Raw genomic sequence first — 15,204 nt, forward strand, 5'->3', positions numbered from 1 at the left:
TAACCCGTATTTGTTACAAAAACCTCACAGACTAAAAACACTAAAATAACAAAAAGTACTCATAATCTGCTAAAACGTGTCAGTGTAATGATACACAAGTAAAGACGCAAACTAGTTTAACTGATTATTCGTTTTTACTACACCATTATCTCAGGAAAAACCTGTCTTAACAGATGAAAAATTGCTCTTTTTATTTGATCTAACGCACAGTTTTATTGAAAAAGTACTCAATTTGTTTACATCACATTCAATTTAACTTTAAGAAGCCTTAACGCATTTTTATTGTTTAATTTAAGTAACTAACTGACATACCAGCGCTATTTTACCAATTCTGCTAAAAAAAATTGTTAATAACATAACAAATCATTAACTAACTAATGAAATTCAGGTTATGCCAGCTACATCACAATTATTTCATGCTCTTCAATATTTAACCATACTTATTAAGTGGTTAATTGACTTTTTTATAAGCTAAAATCGGAAATAAAATGATAAATTTGAACTTGATAACGATAAAAAGCATTTTGACTATTTAAACACTGACTCAATAGGATTACTTGATACCGTTTCCCAATATTGAACATTAAACACGGTAACGTGAAATAATCGTTTCAGTCAGTAAGCATTATTTTGTTTGTGCTCAGCAGCAACAAGTCACAAATAGGATTATCTTGCCACTTTTTATCGCGTTGTAATTTGATTGTGTAAGTTGTGCCCTTTCCACCTGATGCGCCGTTAAAATAATATCTGTCTATAAGCAGTAACGCATTGATCACAAACAAGTGAATCACTTGTAAGTTAATAAAATGATATAAAAAACGGTACTTCCAAGCAGGTTGGAAGTACCGTCGAAATAAATAAATAAATTATATATTATGATTAAGCTAAATTAGACGAAACGATTAACTTAATTCTCCCCATCATTGCTATCAGCCAATTCACTCGCTGACGATGCAACATAAGGTATTTTTTTGTTTTCGATGGCACTAAACACCGTTAAAACAAAATCTTTCTGTTCATCTGCATTTTTATACAACCAATACTGAATATCAGGTAAACGAGGTAACCCATCTGATTCATTTAAAATACGTAAATCCGCATTTTGCATTTCCATTGGTCTGGCAGTTACCCCAACCTCTGCATTCACAGCAGCACGAACAGCTGGTAAAGAAGCAGCCTCATAGGCTACATGCCATGGCAACCCTGCTTCATCTAACGCATTAGTACACAGTTTACGATAAGGGTTAGTTTCATCCATAACAACTAACGGTATTGGCTCATTAGGGCGCAATTGGAAATCAGGAGCACTGTGCCATAACACAGGTACTGTCCTTAATGCCGTCTTAGGATGATGACTAATCCTTGTTGTCGTTAATGCTAAATCCACTTCGTGATTATCTAACATTGACTCAATAAATTGCGCTCGCTTGATGCGAACTTCAACAGCAACTCGTGGGTATACTGATGCTATCCGGTTAAGTAAAAATGGCAGCAAAATATCAACAGTGTCGTCTGATGCTCCGATACGAAGTTCACCTTCTGCATCGTTATAAGTCAATGATGCAGTTGCATCATCATTTGCACGAAGAATTTGCCTCGCGTAACCGAGTAATTGCAATCCATGTGCTGTAAGCAGTTTATTCCGCCCATGACGAGCGAAAAGCTCACGACCGACTAATTGCTCTAAACGTTGCATCTGCTGGCTTACCGCAGACTGCGTTCTACACACCGCAGCCGCTGCGGCTGCAAATGTATTTAGATCAGCGACAGCAACGAAAGTTCGTAGCAAATCAAGATCTAAGTTCATAATGGGACGATTGGAATTTATCATCGTTCATTCTCTTATATAATATTATGTAACCTGGTGTTTCTGCTCTCCTCCATGAGAATCAGCGAGTTTTGTGCGACTACTAAGTGAGTGCATTTCTAATCCATAGATCTGCAATAACTTCTCTTCTACTTTTCTTTATTTTACCTATTTAACACAAATATAGCGCTTATTAGCGACAAAATAGCTGAGATAAATAGAATACTTCCAAAAAATCAAAAATGTATTTAAAAAAAGGAATATACTTCTTAAAAGCTAATTAAAATCCCTTCGTTTAGTACACCTAAATAGTAACATATTTAATGTAATCACAATTATTTTAATGTAAGCACATTATAAAAATCATTTCACTATTTTTTAATATCATTAAAAATCAATAAATTACAATAAAATGCAGCACTTTAAGTTAAAAAAAACCAGCCGAAACAATCAATATTACTAACAAAACCCCACTAAAAATTACAAAAAAAGGCCGTTATAGCGTATAAATTATGACAGTATTCATGATTCCATTATCAATATTACATTTCGATACAATTTTTCTTTTAAGAGCTAGGATTTCCTCATTTTTACCATTTCTATACTAAAACCCTAAAGATTATCGAAATTAAACTCCAACTTAAAACATACAATTAGACTGTAAGGCTAACTTAATGAATATATTCAGAGCCCAAGTATTACATTTATGCTCAAATCAACCTTTTACACCAAAGATTACCTAGCATCTTCAAAAGCTTCTGACAGAAGAGTACAGTAAGGTAATAATGCCGGTCCCTACCAAAGTAACCCCGTTAGGGTAATGAGAGAACAATGAATAATCTAACCAAATCTAATAAACTCGATAATGTATGCTATGACATTCGCGGGCCTGTGTTAAAAGAAGCTAAGCGCTTAGAAGAAGAAGGGAACAAAGTTCTCAAACTGAATATTGGTAACCCGGCACCATTTGGCTTTGAAGCGCCTGATGAAATTCTCGTTGATGTTCTACGCAATTTGCCTAGTTCACAAGGTTACTGTGATTCAAAAGGGCTCTATTCTGCCCGTAAAGCTATCGTTCAACATTACCAAGCTCGCGGTATTCATGAAATGACCGTTGAAGATGTCTATATTGGTAATGGGGTATCAGAACTCATTGTGCAAGCAATGCAAGCGTTACTTAATAATGGGGATGAAATGCTTGTCCCTGCGCCTGACTACCCTCTGTGGACCGCCGCCGTCTCCCTCTCTGGTGGGAAAGCCGTTCATTATATGTGTGATGAACAACAAGGGTGGATGCCAGATATCGAAGATATCCGCAAAAAAATTACACCAAGAACCCGTGGTATCGTTGTTATCAACCCCAATAACCCAACAGGTGCTGTATATAGCAAAGACCTGTTGATGGAAATCGTCGAAATTGCTCGACAACATAATCTCATCATTTATGCGGACGAGATTTACGATAAAATTCTATATGATGGTGCAGTCCACCATTCAATCGCAGCATTAGCACCGGATTTATTAACCATCACGTTTAATGGTTTATCAAAAACCTACCGCGTTGCTGGTTTCCGTCAAGGTTGGATGGTACTAAATGGTCCTAAAAAGCATGCTAAAGGCTATATTGAAGGGTTAGAAATGTTAGCCTCAATGCGTTTATGCGCCAACGTCCCTATGCAACATGCCATTCAAACGGCTCTCGGTGGTTATCAAAGCATTAGCGAATTTATTCAGCCAGGTGGTCGCCTATATGAACAGCGCGAACGCGCTTGGGAACTGATTAACCAAATTCCAGGGGTTTCTTGTGTTAAACCTCAGGGGGCGCTGTATATGTTCCCAAAAATTGATATTAAACGCTTTAATATTCATGACGACCAAAAAATGATCTTAGACTTATTATTACAAGAAAAAGTGCTATTAGTTCAAGGCACTGCATTTAACTGGCCTGAACCTGATCATTTTAGAATTGTCACGCTACCCTATGCAGATGATTTAGAAATGGCGATTAATAAATTTGGCCGTTTCTTAGAAGGTTATCGCCAGTAATATGGTATTTTAGTTATTCCAAAAATAAAGCCTCCTATTTGGAGGCTTGTTAAATTTTACATTTCATCATCTTTTATTGACTGTATTATTTTGATTATCAAATAATAGAAATAAAATAGATTGCCACAAGGAAAAACCCCAATAATATAAATGGAAAGTATTTCATATTGCCCCTTTATTTCTTATTTAAAAGCCCATTATATTTTTTTAATATTATAATTCAATATAATTACTATATTAATTAAAAAGTTCCAAAATAGATATTCGGATTGCGACTGATAATTGAATGTTATTTATTTTATATTTTAGGAATAACTAATTAAAAAAACAATAAACTCATATCACTTTACTTCTATTTTCGATATAATTTCTATGGTCTACAAACAATATGAAGAGGAATTATGAGCTACTTTTTTGCCCATCTCGCTAGAATGAAACTGATCCACCGCTGGCCACTTATGCGCAATGTACGCACTGAAAATGTCTCTGAGCATAGTTTACAGGTTGCTATGGTCGCTCACGCACTTGCCATCATTAAAAACCGTAAGTTTGCAGGTAATGTAAACGCAGAGAAAATCGCACTACTTGCCATGTACCATGATGCCAGTGAAGTCATTACCGGTGACCTCCCTACTCCTATCAAGTATCATAATCAACAAATAGCCCATGAATATAAAAAAATAGAGAAATTTGCGCAACAAAAGCTTATCGACATGCTACCTGAAGAATTACAAGACGACTTTAAAGAATTAATTATTGAAGATTTACAATCGGAAGAAGAGCATTTTATCGTAAAACAAGCAGATACATTATGTGCCTATTTAAAATGTCTAGAAGAGCTGTCCGCAGGGAATAGTGAGTTTAAATTAGCCAAAAGGCGTCTAGAGAAAATGTTAGCTGAGCGAAATAGCCCAGAGATGGAATATTTTATGAAAACCTTCGTACCCAGTTTTACTTTATCTTTAGATGAAATCAGCAATTAATATATAAGTAGTAGTATTTTATATCTACTTATATATCTGTTGATTTACCAATCTAATAATAGCAAATTAGATTTGAGTTTATTCTATAAAAAAGGTTATTCAACCTTCACTAGCTTTTTATTGCAACCTATCATAGTAGAAAATGCAATATAAAATATTTTTTTATCCCCATTAATACCTAGTATTACATATTCAGAGTCATCAATAGAGATAGTACAACGTAAAGGCTCTTTAGTTTTATGTACTTCCCCTTTCTTCGTCACAAATTTTATTAACCAAAAATCATATGAATCTATTTTATTTCGTTCAAATAATATGGTAAATATTTTTTTAGCTCAGATTTATCTGGAATATCATATAGTTTTATTGACGTAGCAAGTTTTTTAGTCACATCAAAATAACCTGCAACGAAGTGAGTTAGTTCAACATGTGACAATGTCTCCCCCCAATAATTTTCAAAGTCACAATAACCATAATTGAATTTATCATCTCCCCATGATTCATTTTGACTCATTTTATTCACCTATAATTGAAATGTATTGAATTACAGAGAATATCAACAAAAAAATTTCTTTTAGAATATATTAAATATTAAAAATATCATTAATTTTAATAGCAAAAAGCGCTAATATAGATTAGAGCTTTTTGCTAAAATTATTTTCTATGAGCTTAAAAAGGAAATAGTATCGGAATAACTGCCACACTAATTAACATAACAATAATAGTAAATGGCACTCCCATTTTCAAAAAGTCAGCAAATTTATATCCGCCGGGGCCAAGAACTAATGTATTAACAGGAGATGAAACTGGCGTCATAAAGGCAGCTGAAGCCGCAATCCCAATTACCATAGCAAATGGCAACGGTGAAACTTCCATTTGACGTGCGGCAGCAATCGCAATAGGGGCCATTAACACCGCAGTTGCAGTATTTGAGATAAACAAACCAATAGTAGCGCATAAGATAAAGAGACATAACAGCATCACATGAGGGCCTAACCCCCCTGCAACTTTCATCAACGCGTCAACCGCAAGGGCAATCCCCCCTGTTTCCTGTAAAGCTATAGCAAACGGCATCATCCCTACGATTAAAATAATACTTGGCCAATGGATAGACTTATAAGCACTTTCCATATCAATACAACGGAATTTACCCATTAACAAACACGCAATCAGCGCAGCGATAAAGTTTGGAATTTCATTAGTCACCATCATTGCCACCATTAGGGCTAGGCAAAATAGCGCATGGGGAGCTTGTGATGACGCTGGCGCAACTGCTTCTACTTCCGCAGCAAGGTTTAATACAATAAAATTACGTGGTTTAGTGGATAAAATACGGATTAACTTCCAATCACCAATTACCAGCAAGATATCGCCAAGTCTTAGTGGTTCATCAACCAACTTTCCATCCAATGCTTTACCATCACGACGGATCCCGACGACGTTAAGCCCATAACGAGTACGAAATTTAATGTCCCTTAACGTTTTACCAAGCAGTTCTGAATCAGGGTTCATGGAAACTTCAGCCATTCCTACATCGCGGGATTGGTCAGAAAAGTAATCACCACGTAAAATCATTGGTTCGAGTAATTGCTCACTGCAAAACTGCCGCAACTCATCATCACTGACCGAAATATCAACCAATAAAACATCACGTTCGCGCAGTTCCGTCCCCCCTGTCGCACTGACCATAACACGACGGAATTTACGCCAGCGCTCAATGCCCACTACGTTTGCTTCATAGCGAGAACGTAGGTGTAATTCATCAAGGGTATGGCCTATTAATGGCGAGCCTTTGCGAATAGCGAGGCGGCGTGCTCTACCAGTCAATTTATAATCACGAATTAAATCACGAAAACTACGCTGATAGCGTTCAGGGAGTTTGTCTGGCTCGTTGCTTCCTAACCAGCGACGTGTAACCCACATATAGGCTATACCCGCCAATAAAATCAGAATACCGATAGGTGTAATTGAGAAAAACTTAAAGCCTTCAATCCCCTCACGAACCAATTCACTGTTAACAACCATATTCGGAGGCGTTGCAACCAATGTCATCATGCCGCTCATTAGCCCTGCAAAACCAAGTGGCATCATCAGACGGCTTGGGGAAGTTTTCATCCGGGCAGAAACACTGAGAACGACTGGAATGAAGATAGCAACCACCCCTGTTGAACTCATAAATGCACCCAGCCCCGCAACGGTGAGCATTAAAAAAACCAGCATCTTGCTTTCGCTGCTTCCTGCTACACGAACAAGCCAATCCCCCATTTGATATGCGATGCCAGTTCGGACAAGACCGTCACCTATAACGAATAAAGCCGCAATCAATAGTACGTTAGGGTCAGCAAACCCTGCCGTTGCTTGCTCAAGTGTTAAAGTATCACTCAGAACAAAAGCGACAATCACTAATAGCGCAACCACATCCATACGGATTTTATTTGTGGTAAATAAAACTATCGCGATCAACAGTAAGGTTAATACCCACAGCAATTCTCCGTTCAAAATATCCCCTTTCGACGAAAAAATACATTGCTAAAGTTTTTCTTTAGTTAACCATGTTTTACGGAGAATTTCTTTGATTAGATCATCATTAATCCGAATTAGACACTAAAAGTTCATAATCCCCATTATTGTCGGGGCCCATAACTGAAATTTGTGCCAATGAATTGATGATTACATTAATTTCATCACGACGGGCCATTTCTTCTGGCGCATGGACTGCAACGACTTGGCAGCCAGCACTAAGTGCAGAATGAATGCCTGCCGTAGCATCTTCGAAAGCAATACAGGATTTTGGCGATAAAGAAAGTACATTTGCACCTAATAAAAATGGCTCTGGATCTGGCTTACCTTTAGTTACCTTTTCAAAGGTTACCCAGTGTTTTGGTTCCGGTAAACCCGCTGCTTGCTGACGACCATGAGCGATTGGCACTGTTCCTGAAGTCACGATTGCCCAAGGTGCACCTATTTCATTTAAACGCGTTAATAGCGCTACAGCCCCCGGCAAGGCAACCACCCCTTCCATATCTTCACTTTCCATTTTCTCTAACCAGCGGAAATAATCCATGACCTCTTCTTCAGTCGCATCGGGTAAAAAATGACGTAAACTGGTTAATGCTGGCTTCCCATGAATATAGCTAATAATTTCCTCAGCACTTTTACCGATACGCTCACCAAACTTACACCAACAACGCTCAACCACTGCGAGCGAATCTGCTAATGTGCCATCTAAATCAAATAGAAACCCTTTTGCCTTTAATTTCACGTCTACCCCTTTCTTGTTCTTGAATCGATTCTATCTCTTAGTTAACGCTAAATAGACGCCAATGCGCAACCTCAATAACAAAAATAATCAAGATTTGCGTTAATGACTTAGATTTGAGTGCACTGGAGAGTTAAAACAGAAAAGAAATGTTAATTTAAGTTTGAGTTTGAGTTTGAGTTTGAAATTTTTATACTTATTAATTTCATTTGCTCTAAATTATTCGCCTTGACGCCAAGTAGAAGTATGACGAACAAATTTACTCTAAGAAGTTTGTGCTGTAGCTAAGCGACCAGAGACGAGTAGCCGAACGCAGTCAACAACGCTACAGCGCAAAATACAACGAGCACTAAGCATTGAAGATCTGGGAAATCTCTACCGCTGAAAGATGATACTGGCGTGGACAGGCATGCCAAATCGCTAACATCCGTACATATTTATCCCACATTGGCGTTTGTGAGTTAAACCCATGCGTCCCGCTGTCGAAGTGGGTATAACGCCCTTCTGTATTTACCATAAAGCGGACGTAGCTCAAATAACGTGCTTCTGTTGCGGCATCAAAGCCCAAAAACTGCACACGGCGGCCATCAATCTCTTCCTTGTTAGCCATGTTGCTATAAGAAACTTGCAGTGCATGGTACATTTCCATGATATCAATAACAGTACGGCAGGTGTCTTCACTTAAATGGCCGAAGTCTCTGTCTAACTCACGCATTTGTAACCCATAACCACGTTCAATAATGGTTTGTAGACGACGATAACGTTCTGCATTATCAGGGTCAAGCATGGTCATCATTTTATATTGATTCGATAAGATCAAGCGTTGTGCGTTAGTCATTTCCATCATGGTTCTCCCACTAAAAAGTATGGCTTATCTTCGCATTCAACATTAATCATAGACAGTGAAAACACAACTTTTATTGATCTAAACACCATTTTTACATTACTTATTGTTAAATCTACCTTTTAATAGAAATCATCTCTTAAATATCTTCCATAAAGGAACGATCTAATTGGTTAAATGCGCGCTTTAGCAAGTCAGCTAACGCCATATAATCAGGTTGCTGCTCAATCGGTGCCATGGCAATTCCTGCTTCAGTAAATTTATCACGGATCTCATGAAACCAGCTCAGCAAGCTAGATGGTAGAGGCGTCGCAGCACGTTTACCTAACCACCATAGGCCTTGCATTGGCAAACTACAGGCAAAAAGAGCCGTAGCAATGGCGGGCCCCAATTGCCCACCTAACGCGATTTGCCATGCTAATGTAAAAATGGCAATGGGCGGCATAAAACGAATACCAAAGCGAACTGCTTTGTTGATACGAATTTCGGGGAAAATTGGCGACAGTTTTTTCTCCATAGGAAAGGTCTTCAGATAGCGGTTACCTAATCTAAAGCGTTTAAAAAAACCGGGCGGTGTACTTTGTAATGTACTCATGAAACGTTTCCTATCGACTTCTGAAAAACTGAGGCAATAATTTGTAGATTGCACCATGGTAAAATGATAGCACATTTAAGATAACGAAATTATTTCATTACATTTACCTTAAGTTAAGTCACTTTACTAAATATCAGCTATTCTAATAGCAATATAACCCTGTGCTATAACACCACTTTATACGTCACTTATGATTTTAATCAATCAAAGTCTCTATTTTTAAAAAAAACGTATAAAATATAAAATAATTTTAGTAGAATCTGCCACATTTAGAATTGCTGTTGCATTTGTTACTTTGTAGCTTTATCCATCTTCGAAACTGAAGATAGACAACAGTTATATATATTGGGGTTTTTGGTCGTTATTTCAACACTAGGTGCAGAGGTTTACTTTTATATGCCTTTGCAAAAAAGGATAGCGCCTGCTTTATCAACCCCTAAAGGTCTCACGATCTTTAACTTTTTCGCCTTTAACATGATATCAATCATGATGTTTCAGGTCATAAATACGCTAGGCTCTAGCAATATATTTTTAATCTGAGTCTTTTCATGTTTTTCGAAAGGCTTCACAACAACAATTAACGATAGGTATTTCCATGTCAAGTAAGCTGGTACTGGTTTTAAACTGCGGTAGCTCCTCACTGAAATTCGCCATCATCGATCCGACTAATGGAGATGAATTTTTATCCGGTTTAGCGGAGTGCTTCAACCTCCCTGAAGCTCGTATTAAGTGGAAAATGGACGGTGCTAAAAAGGAAGCTCCTTTAGGTGCTGGTGCGGCGCATAGCGAAGCATTGGATTTCATTGTTAACACCATTCTTGCTGAAAAACCAGAGTTGTCAGAGCAGATCACTTCTATCGGTCACCGTATTGTTCACGGTGGTGAAAAATTCACGTCTTCGGTTTTAATTACTGATGACGTTATTGCCGGTATTGAAGCGGCTATCCCATTCGCACCACTGCACAACCCTGCTCACCTTATTGGTATTGAAGAAGCAAGAAAATCATTCCCGCACTTGGTCAATAAAAATGTTGCTGTCTTTGACACCGCATTCCACCAGACCATGCCGCAAGAATCCTATCTGTATGCATTGCCATACGAACTCTATTCAGAGCATAGTATCCGCCGTTATGGCGCGCACGGTACAAGCCATTACTATGTTTCCCGTGAAGCTGCAAAAAAACTGAATAAGCCTGTTGATGAGCTCAATGTTATCACTTGCCACTTAGGCAACGGTGGTTCTGTGACTGCGATTGTTAACGGTAAATGTGTTGATACCTCCATGGGCTTAACGCCATTAGAAGGTCTGGTAATGGGAACACGTAGTGGTGATATCGACCCTGCAATCATTTTCCATTTACATGATTCTTTAGGTATGAGCGTTGAACAAATCAATAAAATGCTGACTAAAGAATCAGGTTTACTTGGCTTAACAGGCGTGACCAGCGACTGCCGTTATGTTGAAGACAACTATGGCACTCAAGAAGACGCAACTCGCGCAATGGATGTTTTCTGCCATCGTTTAGCGAAATACGTGGGTGCATATAGTGCACTGATGGAAGGCCGCCTTGATGCTATCATCTTCACAGGTGGTATTGGTGAAAACTCAGCACAAGTTCGTGAAATCACCTTGAAGAAACTGGCAATCCTTGGTTTCGAATATGATCACGAACGCAACTTAGCGGCACGCTTCGGTAAAGAAGGTTTAATCACTACCGATCAAAGCCGCCCAGCGCTGGTTATCGCAACCAATGAAGAATTGGTTATTGCCCAAGATACTGCGCGTTTAACCGCATAAGCAACTTCTACCGCCAGCAACCTGCTGGCGGTATCGTTTTGTCATTAGAGTAACCGAAATAAAGAGGTTCCCGTGTCCCGTACAATTATGTTAATACCTACTGGCACCAGCGTTGGCTTAACTAGCGTTAGCCTAGGTGTCGTTCGCTCAATGGAACAAAAAGGTGTTCAATTAAGCGTTTTCAAACCTATCGCACAGCCACGCGTCTCTGGCAATAAAGACCAAACTACCGAAGTACTTCGTTCGCATTCAAGTATTACTACCATTGTTGAACCATTAAACATGGAATACGTTGAATCGCTGCTAACCTCGTCGAAAAAAGACGTCTTAATGGAAGAAATTGTTGCTCGTTATCATGAGCACACAAAAAATGCAGAAGTTATTCTTATTGAAGGTCTTGTTCCTACCCGTAAGCACTCATTTGCTCAATCATTAAACTATGAAATTGCAAAAACATTGGGTGCTGAAATTGTTTTCGTTACTGCTACTGGTAATAGTAACATTACACAAATGCAAGAGCGTTTAGAACTTGTCCGTAATGAGTTTGGTGGTCAACGTAATAAAAATATTATCGGTGTTATCATTAATAAGGTAAATGCACCTGTTGATGAGCAAGGTCGCACGCGTCCTGATTTGTCTGAAATTTTTGATGACTCCACCAAAGCAACTGTTGCTAATCTTGATACGAAACAGTTAGCGTCATTAAATTTACCTGTGCTCGCTTCAATTCCATGGAATTTTGATTTAATTGCCACTCGTGCAATTGATATGGCAAAACACTTAGGCGCTGAAATTGTTAACGAAGGTGAAATTAAAACTCGTCGCGTTAAATCAGTCACGTTCTGTGCGCGCAGTATCCCGCACATGCTTGAGCACTTCCGCCCGGGCTCTTTATTAGTGACCTCAGCAGACCGCCCTGATGTACTGGTATCTGCTTCGCTTGCCGCGATGAATGGTGTTGAAATTGGTGCTGTACTACTCACTGGTGGTTACAATATCGATGCACCAATCCGTCAACTGTGTGAACAAGCGTTTGAGACGGGCCTGCCGGTTTTCATGGTAAAAAGCAACACATGGCAAACATCCTTGAATCTGCAAAGTTTTAGCTTAGAAGTTCCCGCAGATGACCATGAACGCATTGAAAAAATTCAAAACTACGTTGCTCGTCATATTAGCAGTGATTGGATTGAATCATTGGTTGCAGATTCTGAGCGCCCTAATCGCTTATCACCACCTGCATTCCGCTACCAATTAACGGAATTAGCGCGCAAAGCAGGTAAACGAATCGTTCTTCCTGAAGGTGATGAGCCACGTACAGTCAAAGCGGCTTCTATCTGTGCAGAGCGCGGGATCGCAACATGTATTTTATTAGGTAACCCTGATGATATTCGTCGTGTTGCTGCAGCGCAGGGTATTGAGTTAGGTACAGGAATTGAAATTGTTGACCCTGTCAAAGTACGTGAAGAATATGTCGCTCGTTTGGTTGAGCTACGTAAGAACAAGGGTATGACTGAAGTTGTTGCTCGTGAACAACTCGAAGATAATGTCGTCCTAGGGACACTGATGCTTGAAAAAGGTGAAGTTGATGGCCTCGTTTCAGGCGCGGTCCATACCACTGCCAACACTATCCGTCCACCGCTGCAATTAATTAAAACAGCACCGGGCAGTTCATTAGTTTCTTCCGTCTTCTTTATGCTATTACCTGAACAAGTATTTGTTTATGGTGACTGTGCTATCAACCCAGACCCAACTGCAGAGCAATTATCAGAAATCGCTATTCAATCTGCTGATTCTGCAAAAGCGTTCGGTATTGACCCACGCGTTGCGATGATTTCTTACTCTACAGGTGATTCAGGTGCTGGTAGTGATGTTGAGAAAGTACGTGAAGCAACACGTTTAGCACAAGAAAAACGCCCAGACCTGATGATTGATGGCCCATTGCAGTACGATGCCGCAGTAATGGCTGATGTTGCTAAATCCAAAGCGCCTAATTCACCAGTTGCAGGTAAAGCGACCGTATTTATCTTCCCAGACTTAAATACCGGTAATACCACGTATAAAGCCGTACAACGTTCTGCTGACTTAGTCTCTATTGGTCCAATGCTGCAAGGTATGCGTAAACCAGTTAATGACTTGTCTCGTGGTGCATTAGTTGATGATATCGTTTATACCGTTGCGTTAACTGCTATCCAAGCAGTACAAAACGAAAATGCCTAATCAATAAATAATTGATGTTAAAAAGCCAGTCAGGTTACTTTCAACTGACTGGCTTTTTTATAAAAAAAATTTAATCTCTAATAGCAGCGCAATACGGCTTGCAAATATATTCTTGATGATGACATGTGTGCAACACATTCCGTTTTTCACCAAGATAACAAACAGCTACCAAATGAAAATTCCCTCACTCAATACTCATGTATTAACTGAATGAGAAGCACCTTATCTGATTTGTCGAAGATGAAGGCTGTAGATATATTCATAGGCTTCAGCTTGGTTAGGATAAACTAACTGAATTTGTAATGGGAGTTCAACACCAGGGTCAATTGTATGCCCACTAGTATTACTCAGTATCACATTCCCACCAGACTCCCTCTTATTTAACCAATTTTTCTGGCTTTCATACCAATTTCCGGAGACTTTCGCTCCAGGAGGTAATTGGAAGGATAACTCCCATAAAGTGACCCGTGTATTTTCTGATATTAATGTCAGCATATAACTATAAAGATAACCACCTTCCCCAGCCCAACTTGCCTGATATTTCTGTAAGACCTCTAAATCTTTTTCTGCAGTGACTATGATATTAGAACTAACATTATGGTCGCCTTCATTTTCATAGCCGGCAGGAGGCGTTATACTGCAAATTAACCGTGTGCTTCCCACTCGTGATGCACTTGTATTGATTGGGATATCAATCACTGTCGAATCATTTGCATCAATATTGACTATCGGGTCAATGTCACTCACTCTCATAAGTAATTCATTCTCTGATTCAGCTTCAATGACAGCACCATTAACTGGTATTTCACTTTTATTAGTGATCTTTAATGGTATGCGCTTTGTGATCCCCCTCAGTAAAGTAACTTGCCTATCAACCATCAGTGTTAAATTCACAACGCCATTCACTTTTGCTGTCACACTATAAGTATTATTGTTTTGATTAATAAAACCGATTGGCGTATTAATTCGTACGCTTAACTCAGTATTACCCAGCCCCTTTCCATCGACTAATACCTCAACTGTCGTTATGGCTCCTGCAGGGAGATTAACCGTATTAGGATAGGAAATAATTTCAACTACACCACTATTCTTAGACGTAATATCCAACGTTACATCAGGGACATCGACACCGCTTTTATTTTCTATTTTAAATTCAAAGTGCTCTTGTTGGCCTAATTTTAATTCAGCTGGATTTTGAGACGATATCACAAGCTCCACTAGTTCAACGGGAGCAGAAACCACTGAGCGGGTCGCATCATTCCAACCGTAATCAACAAGAGAAGGGATTGATGTCATCGCAAGGACTTTGAGTATTTCCCCATCAAGATTAAGCCCAGCAACGAGAGTGGCTGACTGACCCATATTATTAACAACACAAGAAACCCCATCATGATGACCAACATCAAACCCATACGATGCTAACTCTTGTTGATCAAGTTGAATGTTGGGAGAGATAAGAAGAATATCGCCAAGTTCTGAATTGTTATAATTAATATTAGTGTATAAAGCTAGCTTATTAGGTGGGCACTTATCTTTTCCTTTCTGATTCTTTAATAACTCAACTGATTTATTATTTGGCATAATTATATCTTCCATATTAATGTTTACTATTAAGGAAATAAGAAACTGTCAGATGACATAATTAATAATAAAGC

Annotated in this window: 11 protein-coding genes; 4 read left to right on the plus strand and 7 right to left on the minus strand. The window is 38.8% G+C overall.

The window, feature by feature from the left end:
• Positions 1–907: 907 nt before the first annotated feature.
• Positions 908–1,831 (minus strand): LysR family transcriptional regulator, encoded by a 924-nt coding sequence (locus ACHB7C_RS10570; protein WP_042844447.1) that lies wholly within the window; start codon positions 1,829–1,831, stop codon positions 908–910.
• 807 nt (positions 1,832–2,638) lie between these two features.
• On the opposite strand from ACHB7C_RS10570, the gene ACHB7C_RS10575 reads away from it, so the two are divergent.
• Entirely contained in the window at positions 2,639–3,853 is a 1,215-nt protein-coding gene (locus tag ACHB7C_RS10575) for a pyridoxal phosphate-dependent aminotransferase (protein WP_042844448.1), read from the plus strand.
• A 401-nt stretch (positions 3,854–4,254) separates the two neighbouring features.
• On the plus strand, positions 4,255–4,836 hold the full coding sequence (gene yfbR / locus ACHB7C_RS10580; RefSeq protein ID WP_042844450.1) for a 5'-deoxynucleotidase: 582 nt from the start codon (positions 4,255–4,257) through the stop codon (positions 4,834–4,836).
• 292 nt (positions 4,837–5,128) lie between these two features.
• Here yfbR and ACHB7C_RS10585 read toward each other — a convergent pair whose 3' ends face one another.
• The 5 genes from ACHB7C_RS10585 to yfbV form a co-directional block, all read right to left on the minus strand.
• The gene (locus tag ACHB7C_RS10585; RefSeq protein ID WP_272678002.1) at positions 5,129–5,350 is read right to left on the minus strand and encodes a hypothetical protein; all 222 of its coding nucleotides are present in this window, start codon (positions 5,348–5,350) and stop codon (positions 5,129–5,131) included.
• A 155-nt stretch (positions 5,351–5,505) separates the two neighbouring features.
• A complete protein-coding gene (locus tag ACHB7C_RS10590) occupies positions 5,506–7,335 on the minus strand; it encodes an SLC13 family permease (RefSeq protein ID WP_048607515.1) in 1,830 nt (609 codons plus the stop codon).
• Positions 7,336–7,423: 88 nt separating this feature from the next.
• Entirely contained in the window at positions 7,424–8,098 is a 675-nt protein-coding gene (locus tag ACHB7C_RS10595) for a sugar phosphatase (protein ID WP_042844454.1), read from the minus strand.
• Positions 8,099–8,444: 346 nt separating this feature from the next.
• Entirely contained in the window at positions 8,445–8,939 is a 495-nt protein-coding gene (locus ACHB7C_RS10600) for a YfbU family protein (protein WP_042845353.1), read from the minus strand.
• A 139-nt stretch (positions 8,940–9,078) separates the two neighbouring features.
• Complete coding sequence (gene yfbV, locus ACHB7C_RS10605) at positions 9,079–9,534, minus strand: terminus macrodomain insulation protein YfbV (RefSeq protein WP_042844455.1); 456 nt, start codon at positions 9,532–9,534, stop codon at positions 9,079–9,081.
• Positions 9,535–10,129: 595 nt separating this feature from the next.
• Here yfbV and ackA point away from each other — a divergent pair.
• Complete coding sequence (gene ackA / locus ACHB7C_RS10610) at positions 10,130–11,332, plus strand: acetate kinase (RefSeq protein ID WP_042844458.1); 1,203 nt, start codon at positions 10,130–10,132, stop codon at positions 11,330–11,332.
• A 72-nt stretch (positions 11,333–11,404) separates the two neighbouring features.
• Positions 11,405–13,549: a phosphate acetyltransferase gene (gene pta / locus ACHB7C_RS10615; protein WP_048607517.1), complete on the plus strand. Its 2,145-nt coding sequence runs from the start codon at positions 11,405–11,407 to the stop codon at positions 13,547–13,549.
• A 222-nt stretch (positions 13,550–13,771) separates the two neighbouring features.
• Here pta and ACHB7C_RS10620 read toward each other — a convergent pair whose 3' ends face one another.
• Complete coding sequence (locus ACHB7C_RS10620; protein WP_395347278.1) at positions 13,772–15,130, minus strand: hypothetical protein; 1,359 nt, start codon at positions 15,128–15,130, stop codon at positions 13,772–13,774.
• Between the last annotated feature and the right edge of the window lie 74 nt (positions 15,131–15,204).

The organism is Providencia sp. 2024EL-00732, from assembly GCF_044006275.1.
Classification (GTDB): domain Bacteria; phylum Pseudomonadota; class Gammaproteobacteria; order Enterobacterales; family Enterobacteriaceae; genus Providencia; species Providencia huashanensis.

Excerpts from the sequence above, each read along its gene's own strand:
- ACHB7C_RS10570 (WP_042844447.1), bottom strand. The coding sequence starts at position 1,831 with ATGATAAATTCCAATCGTCCCATTATGAACTTAGATCTTGATTTGCTA.
- ACHB7C_RS10575 (WP_042844448.1), top strand. The coding sequence starts at position 2,639 with ATGAATAATCTAACCAAATCTAATAAACTCGATAATGTATGCTATGAC.
- yfbR (WP_042844450.1), top strand. The coding sequence starts at position 4,255 with ATGAGCTACTTTTTTGCCCATCTCGCTAGAATGAAACTGATCCACCGC.
- ACHB7C_RS10585 (WP_272678002.1), bottom strand. The coding sequence starts at position 5,350 with ATGAGTCAAAATGAATCATGGGGAGATGATAAATTCAATTATGGTTAT.
- ACHB7C_RS10600 (WP_042845353.1), bottom strand. The coding sequence starts at position 8,939 with ATGGAAATGACTAACGCACAACGCTTGATCTTATCGAATCAATATAAA.
- yfbV (WP_042844455.1), bottom strand. The coding sequence starts at position 9,534 with ATGAGTACATTACAAAGTACACCGCCCGGTTTTTTTAAACGCTTTAGA.
- ackA (WP_042844458.1), top strand. The coding sequence starts at position 10,130 with ATGTCAAGTAAGCTGGTACTGGTTTTAAACTGCGGTAGCTCCTCACTG.
- ACHB7C_RS10620 (WP_395347278.1), bottom strand. The coding sequence starts at position 15,130 with ATGCCAAATAATAAATCAGTTGAGTTATTAAAGAATCAGAAAGGAAAA.